This is a genomic window from Acidovorax sp. (assembly GCF_046339755.1).
In the GTDB taxonomy this organism is placed as follows: domain Bacteria; phylum Pseudomonadota; class Gammaproteobacteria; order Burkholderiales; family Burkholderiaceae_C; genus Acidovorax.
The window spans coordinates 1-14529 of the sequence record NZ_JBKDTZ010000040.1 but is presented as its reverse complement, the minus strand read 5'-3'; the positions used below and the strand labels follow the sequence as shown (position 1 = coordinate 14529).

The following is a 14529-nucleotide window of genomic DNA, read 5'->3' as shown; positions in this document are numbered from 1 at the left end:
GTCATGTCCGAGCGCTCGGGGTCGGCGAACCAGTCGCGCGACCGGAACGGGCGGCGGGGTGTCTTGTCCATGGGGTGCATTCAGCAAAAAAGAGAAAGAGGCCGGCGCGGCGCCCGCGCCGGCCGGTGTCACTTGGCGGTGCCGCGCACCTTGGCCAGTTCGGCGTACAACTCGCCGGTGGTCGCTTCCCCCACTCCCCTGCCGTACTTGGCCAGCACCGGCTGCAGCTTGGCGCGCATGCGGGCCTGCTCTGCCGGCGGCAGCTCGGTCACCTGCATGCCCACCTTCTTGAGCTCGCCCAGTGCCGTCTCGCTGAATGCGCGGATGGTCTTGCGCTCGAACAGCGTGGCCTCGCGCGCAGCCTCCTGCACGATCTTCTGCTCCTGGGCCGAGAGGCCATCCCAGGCCTTCTTGGACATCAGCAGCACCCAGGCGCTGTACATGTGGCGCGACAGCACCAGGTGCTTTTGCACCTCGTAGAACTTGCTCGACAGGATGGTGGCGGGCGGGTTCTCCTGGCCGTCCACGGCGGCCTGCTCCATGGCAGAGTACAGCTCGGTGAAGGGCATGGGCGTGGCGTTGGCGCCCAGGGCGTTGAAGGTGTCCAGGAACAGGGGGCTCTGGATCACGCGCAGCTTCAGGCCGGCCAGGTCATCGGCCTTGGTGATCGGCCGGCGCGAGTTGGTGACGTGGCGAAAGCCGTTCTCCCAGAAGCCCAGGCCCACCAGGCCTTTTTCGGGCAGCTTGGCCAGCAGCTTCTGGCCGAAAGGGCCGTCCAGCACCGCATCGGCCTCCTGCTCGGTGTTGAAGGTCAGGGGCAGGTTCAGCACGCCGAAGGGCTTGATCAGCGACATCAGGGTCGAGCTGTCGGGAATCGTCATCTCCAGGGTGCCGCCGCGCAGCGCCGAGGTCATGGTCACGTCGTTGCCCAAGGCGCCGCTCGCATACAGCTTGGCTACCAGCTTGCCGCCACTCTTGGCCGCGAGCGGCTCGTCAAAGTGCTTGACGGCCAGTGCCTGGGGATGGTCGTCGTTGAGGCCGATGCCGACCTTGAACACATGCTCCTTGATCTGGGCCGAAGCCGGGGCGGCCACGGCGGCCAGGATCGTGGCCGCCAGGGCCAGTGCTTTGAATGTCATGTTTGTCTCCAAATATGGAATGGCTGGACACGCCGGGCGGACCCGTCGGCGCCCTCGGATCTCTGGAGGATCCTCGTGAACGCAGGCAGAGATTAGGTTTCGGACCGCTCCTGGTCCACTCACTTTTTTGCTAGCATCCATTCCAGATGCTTATGACTTCAGGTCCTTTTCCGGGTAAACCCCTGTCCCTGGCCCAGGCCTGTGCACGGCTGCGCTTTCGGCACCTGCAGTTTCTGGACATCCTGGGCCAGACGCGCAACCTGCGCCTGACGGCCGAGCAGATGCACATCACGCAGCCGGCGGCCACCAAGATCCTGATGGACATCGAGGAGATCCTGGAGTCCCGCCTGTTCGAGCGCCTGTCGCGCGGCATGCGGCCCAACGAGCTGGGCCTGTTCACCTTGCGCTATGCGGCCGCCTCGCTGGCCGGGCACCGCAAATTCGTCGAAGAATTCAATGCGCTCAAGCAGGGCGGGCACGGCCACCTCACGATAGGCGCCATCACCGGGTCCGCGGCCCATGTGCTGATCGCCTCCGTGGCAGAGATCCAGCGGTTGCGCCCGCTGCTGGTGCTCAAGGTGCTGGAGCAGAGCAGCGACCAGCTCATCGATTGGCTGGCCGAGCGCAAGATCGACCTCATGATCGGGCGCTTCACCGACGACGCGCAGAGAACGCAGTTCCAGTACGAGCGCCTGTCCAGTGAGCCGCTGCAGGTGGTGGCGGGGGTGCACCACCCGCTGCGTGGCGTGCGCGAACTGGGCATGGCGGAGCTGTCCCACTGGCCCTGGATCCTCTACCCCGCCTCCACGGCCCTGCGCAAGGTGTCCGACGACATCTTCGGGCGCAACGGCCTGGCACTCGCCTCGGGCGTGGTCGAGACCCCCTCGTTCCTGTTCGCGTTGGAGATGATGCAGGCCACTGACATGCTTTCGCTGCAGCCCTCGGCCCTGGTGGAGCGCTACATCCAGAAGGGGCTGCTGGCGCGCATCCCCGTGGAGCTGCCCGACCGCATGCCGGACTACGGCCTCATCACCCGGCTGGGCGAGCCGCCCACGCCGGCCGCGCAGGCCTTCATCGACGTGCTGCGCGCCGTTTCCGCGCCGCCCGCCGAGGCTGCGCCGTGAGCGCGAGCCGCCTGCAGTGCCCCAGGCGCTCCATCGATCGCACAAGGTTATTGGAAAACAGACGCTGCCGCCGGTAGGTATGCTCTGCGCCCTTTCTCCCATTGAATCCTTGCGGGACTTCCCCCCATGCCAGACGACCAGGACATCCCCGAACCCATCAACGAAGCGCGCCTGGGGAGCGACGAGCGCTGGATGGCGCGCGTCATCAAGAACGAGGACGACGATGGCTGGGCCGTGTCCATGACATTGCACGGTGAGGCCGAGCCCGCGCTGGTGGGGCCCTGGACCATGGGGCGCGACAAGAAAAACCCCAAGCCCCTCGACGTCTCGGCCTTCAACACCCTGGTGAAGACGGCCAGCGAGGTGCTGCGCCGCCACGAGCAGCAGCTGCACGCCCAGCTCAACAAGAACGTCACCATCACCACCGCGCAGGGCCAGCGCCTGCGCGTGGCCCTTGCCATCGTGCCTGACGAGGAAGGCGCCACGGCCACGCTGCGCGCCGAGGACGAGCTGGGCGAGGAGATCGCGCGCGTGCCGGTGTCGCCCGGCTTCAAGCTCACCGTGGGCAGCGCCACGGCCTGGGTCGACGCAGGTTTCGAGAAGCCACGCTGACGGTGTCGGCGTCTTGCAGGCGACTGCAAGCTCTCAGGGTTTGCCCTAGAATGATTCTGTCGGACTGAAGACCTTCGGTCCGATAGCGTTCTCAGGGCGGGGTGCAATTCCCCACCGGCGGTATCTGTGCAGTGCTGGGCCATCCGGCGCGGTGCAGGAGCCCGCGAGCGCCCGCTGCGGCCAATGCCGCTGCGGGGTCAGCAGATCTGGTGCGATGCCAGAGCCGACGGTCACAGTCCGGATGAAAGAGATCGCGAAACCATGGGCCCCTGCCGCCGGTGTGGGCGCCCGCGTGGGCAGGCTGCCGCCGTTGGGTGTGGCCGGTTTTCGGACCGGCGACGCCATGGGGCCGGTTGTCTCGCGCGTGCGCCTTGCCGTGGGCAGCCGCCTTGTTCGCGCGCGCCCTGATTCTGGTAATCCTTTTCTTTCGTACGAGAAAATCCATGAATCAGCCTCTCCCTCCCCATGCAGTCACGGCCATTGCCGGCAGCGGTGCCCCGCGCGGCGAACGCGTTGCGGTGATCTGCGCCAGCTGGCACCGGGACATCGTCCACCAGGCCCGCGATGCGGCCGTGGCGGAATTCGGCCGCGGCGGCCTGGCAGCCGACCAGGTCGAGCATTTCGACGTGCCCGGCGCGTTCGAGATCCCCCTGCTGGCCAAGAAGCTGGCGCAAACCGGGCGCTACGACGCCATCGTGGCCTGCGCCCTGGTGGTCAACGGCGGCATCTACCGCCATGAGTTCGTGACCACGGCCGTCATCGACGGCCTGATGCGCGTGCAGCTCGACACCGAGGTGCCGGTGATGTCGGCCGTGCTCACGCCGCGCGATTTCCATGAGCACGAGGAGCATGTGCGCTTCTTCCGCGAGCACTTCGTGAAGAAGGGGACCGAAGTGGCCCAGGCCTGCCTGGCCACCATGGCGCACCTGCGCGCCTATTGAACTGAAGAGGGCGGGGAGGGCGTTGCCGCGCCGCTCCTTTTGAACATCACGCGGCGGCCAGCCGCGGCACCCGCGCTGTACTGGCTGCCGCTGGCCGTGCTGCCTGCTCGCCACCGCTGAGCCGGAACACGGCCACCGCATCCACCAGCTGTTGCGCCTGGTGCTTGAGGCTGTCCGCCGCCGCAGCGCTTTCTTCCACCAGGGCGGCGTTCTGCTGTGTGGCCTGGTCCATCTGCGTGATGGCCTCGCCCACCTGGGACACGCCCAGGCTCTGCTCCGTGCTGGCCGCACTGATTTCGCCCACGATGTCGGTCACGCGCCGGATCGAGGCCACCACCTCGGTCATGGTGGCTCCCGCCTTGTCGACCAGGGTCGTGCCCTGCTCCACGCGTTCCACGCTGGCGTGGATCAGGCTCTTGATCTCCTTGGCGGCCTCGGCGCTGCGCCCGGCCAGGCTGCGCACCTCGCTGGCCACCACGGCAAAGCCCCGGCCCTGCTCGCCCGCGCGGGCGGCCTCCACGGCCGCATTGAGCGCCAGGATGTTGGTCTGGAAGGCGATTCCGTCGATGACCGAGATGATGTCGGCGATCTTCTTGCTGCTGTCGTTGATACCCTTCATGGTCTTCACCACTTCGGACACCACGTCGCCGCCCTGAACCGCCACGGTCGACGCGCTCATCGCCAACTGGTTGGCCTGGCGGGCATTGTCGGCATTGGCCTGCACGGTGGAGTTGAGTTCCTCCATCGAGGCCGAGGTCTCTTCGAGCGCGCTGGCCTGCTGTTCGGTGCGCGCCGACAGGTCGTTGTTGCCCTGGGCGATTTCTGCGCTGGCCAGGGCCACGCTGTGGGCATTGGCGCGCACGTCGCTCACCACATGCGACAGGCTGTCCTGCATGGCGTGCAGCGCGTTGAGCAAGTGGGCGATTTCATCCTTGCCTTTCACGGTGGTCGCCACCGTGAGGTCGCCACCGGCCACGGCCTGCGACACCAGCACGGCATTGCCCAGCGGCTGTGTCACGGTGCGGCTGAACGCGATGGCGCCGCCAATGCCCAGCGCGCACACCACCACCATCACCGCCAGGCTGATGGTGGTGGCGCGTGATGCGGTGGTGGCTGCGCGGTCGGCCACTTCGCTGCTGGCCTTGCCGATCAGCTCTCCGGCCTGGTCGAGCAATTGCGCGGGTTCGCGGTCCATGCCCTGCACGGCCTTGTCACCGGCTTCCACGTCATGCCCTGCGGCCTTGAAGGCCTCGAAGCCCTTGCGGTAGGCCGCGCCCATGCGCTCATGCGCCTGGGCGAATTTCGCCACATGCTCGCGGCCCTCGCCCGCTGGCAGGGCGGCCAGCAGCTTCTGCGCCTGGTCGCTGACGGATTTTTCCTGCTTTTCAAAGGCAGCCCAGTAGCGCGTGAGCTGGGCCGGGTCCTTGCCGCGGATCAGCACGTTCTTCCATTCCTGCACCTGCACCTTGAAGCCATTGAGCACATCCGACACCATGCGCTCGTGCTCGTGGCTCTGCGCCACGGTGGTTTCATAGGTATTGAGCGCCTGGTTCAGGCGGCTGATGCCGAACAGCGCAGCTGCAAACAGCAGCAGCAGGGCGGCCGTGAAGGCCAGGGGGAGTTTGAGACTGAGCTTCATGCAGGGCTCCTTGCATGCCACGGGCCACCTTGTCGGTGGGGGTGGAGCCCGGCGCGTCCCCGGTGCGGGCGTCAGCACCCGGCTCTGGTCTTCATTATGGGTCTTGTAAGAATTTGTGTGCGCATTTTGCTGCGTTGCAGCATGGGTGTTACACAAATCGTGCGGGCGCGGCGCGGGTTGCCCGCACCAGACAGACGAACGCTCAGAGCACCCCGGATGCACGCAGTTGCGCGATGCGCGCCGCATCCAGCCCCAGCTCGGCCAGCACCTCGTCGGTGTGCTGCCCCAGGGCCGGCGGCGCGTTGCGCAAGGTGGGCGGGTTGGCCGACAGGCGCAGCGGGCTGGCCACACCGGTGATATGGGTGACGCCATCGCCGGCCTCGCCGTCCTTCCAGCGCGGCAGGGCCACGGCCAGGCCGCGTGCCTTCACCTGTGCATCATCGAAAGCCTGGGCGATGGTATTGATCGGGCCGCAGGGCACGGCCTTGTCTTCGAGCAGGGTGACCCAGTCGGCCGTGGTGCGCGTGCGCGTCACGGCTTCCATCGCGGGGATCAGCGCGGCGCGGTGCTTCACGCGCAGCGTGTTGCTGGCAAAACGCTCATCGGTGGCCCACTGGGGCTGGCCGGCAGCGGCGCAAAAGCGCGCGAACTGACCGTCGTTGCCGATGGCCAGCAGCATGGAGCCGTCTGCCGTGGGGAAGTCCTGGTAGGGCGCCAGGCTGGGGTGGGTATTGCCCTGGCGCGTGGGCGCATTGCCCGTGGCCAGGAAGCCCGCGGCCTGGTTGGCCAGAATGGCCATGCCCACGTCCAGCAGCGACATGTCGATGTGCTGGCCCTCGCCCGTGCGGTGGCGCACGTTGAGCGCGGCGACGATGGCCGTGCTCGCGTACACGCCGGTGAACAGGTCGGTCAGCGCCACGCCCACGCGCAGCGGGCCGCCGCCGGGTTCGCTGTCGGCCTTGCCGGTGATGCTCATCATGCCGGTCATGGCCTGGATCATCAGGTCGTAGCCCGCGCGCTCGGCATACGGCCCGTCCTGCCCGAAACCCGTGACCGAGCAGTAGATCAGGCGCGGGTTCAGCGCGCGCAGGCTGGCATGGTCCAGCCCGTATTGCTTCAGGCCCCCGACCTTGAAGTTCTCCACCACGATGTCGCTCTGCAGCGCCATGTCGCGGATCAGTTGCTGCCCCTCGGGCGTGGCCATGTCGATGGTGACCGAGCGCTTGTTGCGATTGCAGGCGGTGAAGTAGCTGGCCTGGTTCGTGTCATTGCCCTCGGCGTCCTTGAGGAAGGGAGGGCCCCAGTGGCGCGTGTCGTCGCCCGCGCCGGGGCGCTCCACCTTGACCACGTCGGCCCCCAGGTCCGCCAGGATCTGCGTGCACCACGGGCCCGCCAGCACGCGCGAGAGGTCCAGGACTTTGATGCCATCGAGGGCGCCGACAGGAGATGTGGTCATAAGGTCAGAAACGGCAGATCGTGAAAGTACAGACGGCCGCTGCACCATGGTGCATGGAGCAGCGGCCGCAAAAGGGGCAAAGCGCGCGGGGCGCCCTTGTCTGTTTTAGTTGCTGAAAGCAGCGATGCCTGTCTGGGCGCGGCCCAGGATCAGCGCATGCACATCGTGCGTGCCTTCATAGGTGTTCACCACTTCCAGGTTCACCAGGTGGCGGGCCACGCCGAACTCGTCGCTGATGCCGTTGCCGCCCATCATGTCGCGCGCCAAGCGGGCGATGTCCAGCGCCTTGCCGCAGCTGTTGCGCTTGATGATGGAGGTGGCTTCCACGGCAGCGGTGCCTTCGTCCTTCATGCGGCCCAGGCGCAGGCAGGCCTGCAGGCCGATGGCAATCTCGGTCTGCATGTCGGCCAGCTTCTTCTGGATCAGCTGGTTGGCGGCCAGGGGGCGGCCAAACTGCTTGCGGTCCAGCGTGTACTGGCGCGAGGTGTGCCAGCAGAACTCGGCCGCGCCCAGCGCGCCCCAGGCGATGCCGTAGCGCGCGCTGTTCAGGCAGGTGAAGGGGCCTTTCAGGCCCTGCACTTCGGGGAAGGCGTTTTCTTCAGGCACGAACACGTCGTCCATCACGATCTCGCCCGTCACGCTGGCGCGCAGGCCCACCTTGCCGTGGATGGCCGGGGCCGTCAGGCCCTTCATTCCCTTTTCCAGCACGAAGCCGCGGATCGGGCCCACGGCGCCGCCTTCGGAGACTTCCTTGGCCCAGACCACGAAAACGTCGGCCACGGGGCTGTTGGTGATCCACATCTTGCTGCCCTTGAGCTTGTAGCCGCCGTCCACCTTGTAGGCGCGCGTGGCCATGCTGCCGGGGTCGGAGCCGTGGTCGGGCTCGGTCAGGCCGAAGCAGCCGATCCATTCGCCGCTGGCCAGCTTGGGCAAATACTTCTGGCGCTGGGCTTCGGTGCCGAACTCATAGATCGGCACCATCACCAGCGAGCTCTGCACGCTGGCCATGGAGCGGTAGCCCGAGTCCACGCGCTCGACTTCGCGGGCGATCAGGCCGTAGGCCACATAGTTCAGGCCGGGGCCGCCGTACTGCTCGGGGATGGTGGGGCCCAAGAGGCCCACTTCGCCCATCTCGCGGAAGATGCTCACGTCCATCTTCTCGTGGCGGAAGGCGTCCAGCACGCGCGGTGCCAGCTTGTCCTGGCAGTAGGCGGCTGCCGCGTCGCGGATCATGCGCTCGTCGTCGCTCAGTTGCTGGTCGAGAAGAAAGGGGTCGTCCCAATGGAAGGCGGCGTTTTTGGCCATGGTGCGTGTCTCCGTGAAGATGCAGATGAAAGAGGGGGCACGGTACGGGGCCGTGCTGCGAATGGGTGCCATCGTAGGCCCGCCGCCGGCTGCCAGCAAGCGAGTTCTTTTCATCCAGAAATGCATTTTGGGAATGTATGGAATACTGATGCCCTGGAAATGCTCTTGGTGGAGCTGCCCATGAGGTGTTAAAAAGTTCCTTTTCAGCATGCGCCGTAACATCCCATCCACCCAGGCCCTGGCCTGTTTCGAAGTTGCCGCCCGGCACGAAAGCTATACCCGTGCCGCGCAGGAGCTGTCGCTCACGCAAAGCGCCGTGTCGCGCCAGATCCAGGCGCTGGAGGAGTTCCTCGGCGTGGCCCTGTTCCGGCGCACACGCCACGGCGTGGTGCTCACCCCGGCTGGCGCGCACTATGGCCGCCAGGTGGCGCGCTGGCTGCAGGGGCTGGAGCGCGACACCCTGGACGTGATGGCCCACCAGGGCCAGGGCGGCACGCTGTCGCTGGCGGCGGTGCCCACCTTTGCCACGCGCTGGCTGATACCGCGCCTGCCGCAACTGGCGCAGCAGCACCCCGACCACGAGGTCCATAACGAGACACAGACCAGGCCCATTCTTAATGCCGATGCGCCCTTCGACGCCGCGCTCTACGCCGGCACGGCCGAGCAGGTGGCCAACTGGCCCGGCATCACCGCGCAGTTGCTCATGCACGAGGACGTGGTGCCCGTGTGCAGCCCGCGCTTGCTCGAAGCGGCAGCCCAGCGCGGCCTGGGCCGAGCCTACCAGCCGGTGGCCCCCCAGGTGCTGACCGAATTGCCTCTGCTGCAGCAAAGCACGCGCCCCTACGGCTGGCGCCAGTGGTTCGAGGCCATGGGCGTGGACGCACCCCATGCGCTCGACGGCCCGCGCTACGAACTGTTCTCCATGCTTGCCGTGGCCGCCACCTGCGGCCTGGGCGTGGCGCTGATCCCGCCCCTGCTGATCGAGGCCGAGCTGGCGCGCGGCGAACTGGTGGTGGCCTGCAACCGGCCGCTGCAGGGCGAACGCGCCTACTATCTGGTGAGCCCGGCGCATGTGCAGTCGCCGGTGCTGGCAGCGTTTTCGCAATGGCTGCTGGAGGCGGCGCAGGCGCCTTGAGCGTTGGCGAGGGCGCACCCGCTTGCGCCCGCAGGCGGACAGGTCTACGCTGGTGGCACGGGCGGTCGATCCAGCAAGGCGTGCAGCCTGGTCCTACAGCCCGAAGAGAAAAGTGGAACGGAACAACTGCGGTGCCGCAGAGTCATACCCAGTGCAAGCCCCCAAGGCAGCAGCCCTGGAGGATTTGCAGGCACCTCATACCTTCACTATTTCACCAAGGAGCCGCCATGCTGTTGAATGCCAACTACAACGCCACCTACCATGCCCCCATTTTCGAGCCCACGGTGGACGAACTCGCCACCCTCAAGCACCTCGAAATCGAGAACATCAGCGTGATATCCGCGATGAAGGAGCACATGTCCGGGCGCTTGTACGAGCATGGCTACATCGCAAAGAACGCTTCGGGCCAGCTGTCCATCACAGAGACTGGCCGACATCTGGTGCGGCGACAAAACAACTGATCGGCCACTGCCGCGGGCAAGGGCATCGGCCGCACAGGTCGGTGTACTGCCTGCGCGCTGCGCCTACACGCCAGCCCGGCGGGTTTGTGCACAATGTGCCTGCACAAGGAGGCGCACCCCGATGCAAGACCCGCAGGAAGAGAACGTTTTCGGTGAACACGACGGTTCCACCTATTCGGCCACGCTGCGCGAGCAGTCGGGCCGCTTCTACTGCAACAACCTCGTGGTCGATGGGCACAACACGCCCGTGACCCACAACGGCTGGGACACCCGCGAAGAGGCCATGCAGGCATTGGACGAGATCGCCTCGGGCGCGCGCAAGCCTTGACCTACTGCCTTGCGCCTACGCCCTGGCCGGGGCTCAGGCGTCCATTTCCTTGAACACTTCCGCAGCCGTGCGGAAGGAGTCGATGGCTGCGGGCACGCCACAATAGATGGCGGTCTGCAAGAACACTTCCTTGATCTCGTCGCGCGTCAGCCCGTTGTTGAGGGCGCCGCGCACGTGCAGCTTGAGTTCGTGCGGGCGGTTCAGCGCCGTCAGCATGGCCAGGTTCAGAAACGAGCGCGTCTTGCGGTCCAGCCCCGGCCGGTTCCACACATCGCCCCAGCAGTACTGGGTCACCATCTCCTGCATGTCGATGTTGAAATCGGTCGCGTTGCGCACTGCGGCATCGACGTACTCGGCGCCCAGCACCTCGCGGCGGGTGGACAGGCCCTGGTCGAACAGGGCGGGGTTCTTGGGTGCTAGGGCGCGGGTCATGAAAGCTCCTGGTGGGTAGTTAGGTAAAGGTCGGCTGGAAAACGGTGCAGCAGGGAACCGTGGTGAAAATACAATAAGATTGTCAGACAATCATATGACATGCCCTGGGTTGGCGGCAAGCTTTGTAGGTGTGTCCGACAATCTGATTGCGGGAGGATCCGCTAGGATCAAGCCATGACCGCCATGCTCCGTGTGCCCCGTGAAGAAACCTCCCTGCGCGAGCGCGCTACCAGCGCGCTGCGCCAGGCCATCGTGGACGGGGTGTTCTCACCCGGCCAGAAGCTCTCGGAGCGCGAGCTGTGCGAAAGCCTGGAGGTCAGCCGCTCCTGCGTGCGCGAATCCCTGCAGCACCTGCAGGCCGAAGGGCTTATCACCATCGTCCCCCACCGCGGACCCGAGGTGACCACCATTTCGCCCAAGGAGGTGCGCGACATCTACGAAGTCCGCGCCCACCTCGAAAGCCTGGCCGCCAGTGCCTTCGCCCTCCACGCCTCGCCCGAGCAGGTGCGCGCCCTGCGCGCCAAGCTCAACGAACTGGCCAAACCCGCCCTCGCGCAAGACCGGGCCCGGCTGCTCCAGGTGAAAAACCAGTTCTACGAGATCCTCGTCGACGGCTGCGGCAACTTGGTCGCCGGCCAGATGCTGCGCCAGCTCAACAACCGCGTGACGGTGCTGCGCCGCATCTCCATGGCCCAGCCCGAGCGGTTGCCCCATACGCTGCAGGAGCTCAATGCCATGGTAGCGGCCATCGAGCGCGGAGATGGCGAGGCGGCAGCCAGGCTGTCGGCCGCGCATGTGCAGAAGGCAGGGGAGAATGTGCTCCGCAGCATGGAGCACCAGGAGTAGAAGGGCGCTGGCTTATTCCTGGCTGAATCGCAGCAGCAACGCGCTGGTCGCGGGTGCAATCACCAGGTCGCCCTCGATGAAGCCGTACAGCCGCCCCTCGGGGCCCGCAGAGTAGAGTTCATTGCCGTCGATGCGGTAGAGCAGGTGTTCGCCATCGCGCACGTACTCGTCGCCATCGACCACGCCCACCTGTCGCCCGGTCGGGTCGGTCACATTCCATCGGCCTGTTTCGAACATTGAAGGACCTCCCGATTGCCGGTTTCTCGGCGCCGCAGCAGCATTCAAGTCAAGAAGGTGAACGTCTCGGGCATCTGCCTGGCGTGGCAAGGTGCGGAACGCTCATCAAAAAACCATAGCAAGCAAGCCATGGTGCCCGGGCCGGAATCGAACCAGTACGCCTTTCGGCTGGGGCACGGGCAGTCGGCTTCGCATTTTGGGCTGTTTCCCTTTTCTATGGAAGGGGGGCAAATGCGGAGCAGGCGCTGCCGGGGGGAGCCACACGTTTCAACTTCAAAGGCGTCGATCTACCGGCTCTGGCTTTTCTGGGGGGTAAGGCTATAAGCGCGTAAAGATGAACCACAGTAGTGGGCCGCCAAACAAACCCGCAATCGTGGCGATCATGACCGCTACCTCAGGTGTGTGCTGGCCAGATGTGCCCAACACACGGTGCACAACCCAGCCCAAGGCGCAGCTTGCCGCGACCACTCCAAGTACAGTGGTGAGGTTCACGCCGCTGCATGACGACGTGGGTTTCTCCAGGCACGCCAACGCCGGAAGCGGCATGAGTGCCACAGCGACAGCAATCCAACGCATTCGTTTCCCTCCTGCGCTGAGATTTTGCCCGGGAACGCACTGGGCCCACCGATAGGAGCACCAAGTGCGGGGACTGCCTCTCCGATGCAGTGGAAGGGGTTCAGCACATAGGCGACTGTGCGCCTAACAGAGAGAGACCCCAAATTCCAAGCGCAAGGACCAGCAATGACGAGCAAGCGGCTTCAACCCAGCAGAACGATATTGGAAACGGCTGAACAGTTCTATCGAGCGGCCGAGCATGTCTGGAGCGCCGGCCAGGTCGAGTACGCAATGCCGCTGCTCGTCAACTATGCGTTCAGCGCGGAACTGAGCCTCAAGGCAATCGACGCCTCTGCCAGCGGCGCTCCAACCTCGGTAGGCCGGGGGGTGATGCACCCGCCGCCAATCGACTCCAATGTTCGAATTCGAGGCCACCGCTTGGACATGATGTTTGACAAGTTGGCGTCGGCCACACAGGCTGATCTCGAAGGGCGGTTTCTGCAGCACACCGGCGACGAATTGAAGCCGCTGCTGGCAGAGTGTGCTAACTACTTTGAGGATGTCCGCTATTGGTACGAGGGTAAGGTCGCCCCTAGATTCAACCTGGGAGGTGTGCGAATCCTGGCGCGAGGCCTTCTGCACGTTGTGGGGGAGTTGGGCACAAATCCACCATAACGGTAGAGGATCTGCGGCCAGTTGAGGTGGGGTCTGAACATCGACCTGCTCAACTTTTCGGAATGGAATGCGGACCGCATTCCTAAAACCATAGCAAAGAAACTATGGTGCCCGGGGCCGGAATCGAACCGGCACGCCTTGCGGCGGGGGATTTTGAGTCCCCTGCGTCTACCAATTTCACCACCCGGGCAGGGAATTCGTGAAGACTCAAATTATGGCACAGTAGGGCGCATGAAATATCCGACGATTGAAGACGCGATTGGCAAGACGCCGCTGGTGGCGCTGCAGCGCATTGGGGCGGCCGACAACGCTGCGCGGGGCAACGTGATCCTGGGCAAGCTCGAAGGCAACAACCCGGCGGGCTCGGTGAAGGACCGGCCGGCGCTGTCCATGATCCGCCGTGCGGAAGAGCGCGGCGACATCCGCCCCGGTGACACGCTGATCGAAGCGACCTCGGGCAACACCGGCATCGCGCTGGCGATGGCGGCGGCGATCAAGGGCTATCGCATGGTACTGGTGATGCCCGAAGACCTGTCGGTGGAGCGTGCCCAGACCATGAAGGCTTTTGGCGCGGACCTGGTGCTCACGCCCAAGAGCGGCGGCATGGAGCATGCGCGCGACCTGGCCGAGGCCATGCAAAAGCGCGGCGAGGGCAAGGTGCTCGACCAGTTCGCCAATGCCGACAACCCGCGCATCCACTACGAGACCACGGGCCCCGAGCTGTGGGAGCAGACGGACGGGCGCATCACCCACTTCGTGAGCGCCATGGGCACCACGGGCACCATCACGGGTGTGTCGCGGTTCTTGAAGGAAAAGAACGCCAGCATCCAGATCATCGGCGCGCAGCCGCAGGAGGGCTCGCGCATCCCCGGCATCCGCAAGTGGCCGCAGGAATACCTGCCCAAGATCTTCGACCCGCGTGCCGTGGACGAAACCGTGAACGTGAGCCAAGACGATGCCGAGGACATGGCCCGGCGCCTGGCGCGCGAAGAGGGCATCTTCGGCGGTATCTCCGCGGCCGGCGCCTGCTGGGCGGCGCTGCAGCTGTCGCAGCGCGTGAGCAATGCAACCATCGTCTTCGTGGTCTGCGACCGGGGCGACCGCTACCTGTCCACAGGCGTCTTTCCTGCGTGACAGCGCCGGCGCGGCCTCTCCCTTACGATGAAGCACCCGCGCCAGCCGCCCCGCGGCCTTGGCGGCTGATGCTATAAAATCAAGAGCAAAATGCACTACGAAACCCGTTACTGCACCCACTGCGGCACGCCGCTGGCCCTGATCACCGTGGCTGAGGATGGCGGCGACAAGCAGCGCCTGCGCTGCCCGGCCTGCGGCTGGACGCACTGGAACAACCCCACGCCGGTGCTGGCCGCCATTGTGGAAGTGAACGGGCAGGTGCTGCTGGCCCGCAACGCGGCCTGGCCGGGCAAGATGTTCGCGCTGATCACCGGCTTCATGGAGGCGGGTGAGTCGCCCCAGGAAGGCATCGCCCGCGAGGTCAAGGAAGAGACGAACCTCGACGTGACCGCCACCACGCGGGTGGGGGCGTACGACTTCCTGCGCCTGAACCAGGGCCTCCGCGCCTACCATGTGGTGGCGCACGGGGAAGTGAAGCACTCGCCCGAGCTGGGGGCCGCCCGCATGGGG

16 protein-coding genes, 1 tRNA gene and 1 riboswitch are annotated in these 14529 nt (G+C 65.8%); of the genes, 10 read left to right on the top strand and 7 right to left on the bottom strand.

All coding sequences use genetic code 11. From position 1 onward, the window contains the following. Positions 1–128 precede the first annotated feature (128 nt). On the bottom strand, positions 129–1139 hold the full coding sequence (locus ACK59X_RS03415) for a TRAP transporter substrate-binding protein (protein ID WP_409955189.1): 1011 nt from the start codon (positions 1137–1139) through the stop codon (positions 129–131). 146 nt (positions 1140–1285) lie between these two features. On the opposite strand from ACK59X_RS03415, the gene ACK59X_RS03410 reads away from it, so the two are divergent. The 3 genes from ACK59X_RS03410 to ACK59X_RS03400 all read left to right on the top strand — a co-directional run bounded on the left by ACK59X_RS03410 (position 1286) and on the right by ACK59X_RS03400 (position 3816). Further along, complete coding sequence (locus tag ACK59X_RS03410; RefSeq protein WP_409955187.1) at positions 1286–2263, top strand: LysR family transcriptional regulator; 978 nt, start codon at positions 1286–1288, stop codon at positions 2261–2263. A gap of 126 nt (positions 2264–2389) precedes the next feature. Then, positions 2390–2875 carry a hypothetical protein gene (locus ACK59X_RS03405; RefSeq protein WP_409955185.1) on the top strand — a complete coding sequence of 162 codons (486 nt, stop codon included), beginning with the start codon at positions 2390–2392 and terminating at the stop codon, positions 2873–2875. A gap of 83 nt (positions 2876–2958) precedes the next feature. Next, positions 2959–3132: riboswitch (FMN riboswitch) on the top strand. 186 nt (positions 3133–3318) lie between these two features. Beyond that, the gene (locus ACK59X_RS03400) at positions 3319–3816 is read left to right on the top strand and encodes a 6,7-dimethyl-8-ribityllumazine synthase (protein WP_409955183.1); all 498 of its coding nucleotides are present in this window, start codon (positions 3319–3321) and stop codon (positions 3814–3816) included. A gap of 46 nt (positions 3817–3862) precedes the next feature. On the opposite strand, the gene ACK59X_RS03395 is transcribed toward ACK59X_RS03400, so the two are convergent. From ACK59X_RS03395 to ACK59X_RS03385, 3 genes are all read right to left on the bottom strand, one after another. Next, positions 3863–5455 (bottom strand): methyl-accepting chemotaxis protein, encoded by a 1593-nt coding sequence (locus ACK59X_RS03395; protein ID WP_409955181.1) that lies wholly within the window; start codon positions 5453–5455, stop codon positions 3863–3865. Between the two features lie 202 nt (positions 5456–5657). Then, entirely contained in the window at positions 5658–6911 is a 1254-nt protein-coding gene (locus ACK59X_RS03390) for a CaiB/BaiF CoA transferase family protein (RefSeq protein WP_409955179.1), read from the bottom strand. 105 nt (positions 6912–7016) lie between these two features. Further along, positions 7017–8216 (bottom strand): acyl-CoA dehydrogenase, encoded by a 1200-nt coding sequence (locus ACK59X_RS03385; RefSeq protein WP_305745166.1) that lies wholly within the window; start codon positions 8214–8216, stop codon positions 7017–7019. A gap of 208 nt (positions 8217–8424) precedes the next feature. On the opposite strand from ACK59X_RS03385, the gene ACK59X_RS03380 reads away from it, so the two are divergent. The 3 genes from ACK59X_RS03380 (at position 8425) to ACK59X_RS03370 (ending at position 10140) form a co-directional block, all read left to right on the top strand. Beyond that, positions 8425–9351, top strand: coding sequence for a LysR family transcriptional regulator (locus tag ACK59X_RS03380; RefSeq protein WP_409955177.1), 927 nt, complete (start codon positions 8425–8427; stop codon positions 9349–9351). Between the two features lie 227 nt (positions 9352–9578). Next, positions 9579–9812 (top strand): hypothetical protein, encoded by a 234-nt coding sequence (locus tag ACK59X_RS03375; protein ID WP_409955175.1) that lies wholly within the window; start codon positions 9579–9581, stop codon positions 9810–9812. 121 nt (positions 9813–9933) lie between these two features. Then, positions 9934–10140 carry a hypothetical protein gene (locus ACK59X_RS03370; protein WP_409955174.1) on the top strand — a complete coding sequence of 69 codons (207 nt, stop codon included), beginning with the start codon at positions 9934–9936 and terminating at the stop codon, positions 10138–10140. A gap of 33 nt (positions 10141–10173) precedes the next feature. Here ACK59X_RS03370 and pcaC read toward each other — a convergent pair whose 3' ends face one another. Beyond that, positions 10174–10572, bottom strand: coding sequence for a 4-carboxymuconolactone decarboxylase (pcaC, locus tag ACK59X_RS03365; RefSeq protein ID WP_409955172.1), 399 nt, complete (start codon positions 10570–10572; stop codon positions 10174–10176). A 174-nt stretch (positions 10573–10746) separates the two neighbouring features. Here pcaC and ACK59X_RS03360 point away from each other — a divergent pair, with 174 nt between their 5' ends. After that, positions 10747–11418 (top strand): GntR family transcriptional regulator, encoded by a 672-nt coding sequence (locus ACK59X_RS03360; protein WP_409955170.1) that lies wholly within the window; start codon positions 10747–10749, stop codon positions 11416–11418. A gap of 12 nt (positions 11419–11430) precedes the next feature. On the opposite strand, the gene ACK59X_RS03355 is transcribed toward ACK59X_RS03360, so the two are convergent. After that, the gene (locus ACK59X_RS03355; RefSeq protein ID WP_409955169.1) at positions 11431–11655 is read right to left on the bottom strand and encodes a hypothetical protein; all 225 of its coding nucleotides are present in this window, start codon (positions 11653–11655) and stop codon (positions 11431–11433) included. Between the two features lie 741 nt (positions 11656–12396). Between ACK59X_RS03355 and ACK59X_RS03350 the strand changes: the two genes are divergently transcribed. Beyond that, positions 12397–12885, top strand: coding sequence for a hypothetical protein (locus ACK59X_RS03350; protein WP_409955167.1), 489 nt, complete (start codon positions 12397–12399; stop codon positions 12883–12885). Between the two features lie 105 nt (positions 12886–12990). On the opposite strand, the gene ACK59X_RS03345 is transcribed toward ACK59X_RS03350, so the two are convergent. Beyond that, a tRNA-Leu gene (locus tag ACK59X_RS03345) sits at positions 12991–13075 on the bottom strand. Between the two features lie 41 nt (positions 13076–13116). Between ACK59X_RS03345 and cysM the strand changes: the two genes are divergently transcribed. Together cysM and ACK59X_RS03335 are read left to right on the top strand one after the other, a co-directional pair. Then, on the top strand, positions 13117–14019 hold the full coding sequence (gene cysM / locus ACK59X_RS03340) for a cysteine synthase CysM (RefSeq protein WP_409955165.1): 903 nt from the start codon (positions 13117–13119) through the stop codon (positions 14017–14019). Between the two features lie 90 nt (positions 14020–14109). Then, on the top strand, positions 14110–14529 hold a 420-nt coding region (locus ACK59X_RS03335; RefSeq protein ID WP_409955163.1), incomplete at its 3' end, for an NUDIX hydrolase.

Coding starts and splice junctions, on each gene's coding strand:
- ACK59X_RS03415 (WP_409955189.1), bottom strand. CDS start 1,139: ATGACATTCAAAGCACTGGCCCTGGCGGCCACGATCCTGGCCGCCGTG.
- ACK59X_RS03410 (WP_409955187.1), top strand. CDS start 1,286: ATGCTTATGACTTCAGGTCCTTTTCCGGGTAAACCCCTGTCCCTGGCC.
- ACK59X_RS03405 (WP_409955185.1), top strand. CDS start 2,390: ATGCCAGACGACCAGGACATCCCCGAACCCATCAACGAAGCGCGCCTG.
- ACK59X_RS03400 (WP_409955183.1), top strand. CDS start 3,319: ATGAATCAGCCTCTCCCTCCCCATGCAGTCACGGCCATTGCCGGCAGC.
- ACK59X_RS03395 (WP_409955181.1), bottom strand. CDS start 5,455: ATGAAGCTCAGTCTCAAACTCCCCCTGGCCTTCACGGCCGCCCTGCTG.
- ACK59X_RS03390 (WP_409955179.1), bottom strand. CDS start 6,911: ATGACCACATCTCCTGTCGGCGCCCTCGATGGCATCAAAGTCCTGGAC.
- ACK59X_RS03385 (WP_305745166.1), bottom strand. CDS start 8,216: ATGGCCAAAAACGCCGCCTTCCATTGGGACGACCCCTTTCTTCTCGAC.
- ACK59X_RS03380 (WP_409955177.1), top strand. CDS start 8,425: ATGCGCCGTAACATCCCATCCACCCAGGCCCTGGCCTGTTTCGAAGTT.
- ACK59X_RS03375 (WP_409955175.1), top strand. CDS start 9,579: ATGCTGTTGAATGCCAACTACAACGCCACCTACCATGCCCCCATTTTC.
- ACK59X_RS03370 (WP_409955174.1), top strand. CDS start 9,934: ATGCAAGACCCGCAGGAAGAGAACGTTTTCGGTGAACACGACGGTTCC.
- pcaC (WP_409955172.1), bottom strand. CDS start 10,572: ATGACCCGCGCCCTAGCACCCAAGAACCCCGCCCTGTTCGACCAGGGC.
- ACK59X_RS03360 (WP_409955170.1), top strand. CDS start 10,747: ATGACCGCCATGCTCCGTGTGCCCCGTGAAGAAACCTCCCTGCGCGAG.
- ACK59X_RS03355 (WP_409955169.1), bottom strand. CDS start 11,655: ATGTTCGAAACAGGCCGATGGAATGTGACCGACCCGACCGGGCGACAG.
- ACK59X_RS03350 (WP_409955167.1), top strand. CDS start 12,397: ATGACGAGCAAGCGGCTTCAACCCAGCAGAACGATATTGGAAACGGCT.
- cysM (WP_409955165.1), top strand. CDS start 13,117: ATGAAATATCCGACGATTGAAGACGCGATTGGCAAGACGCCGCTGGTG.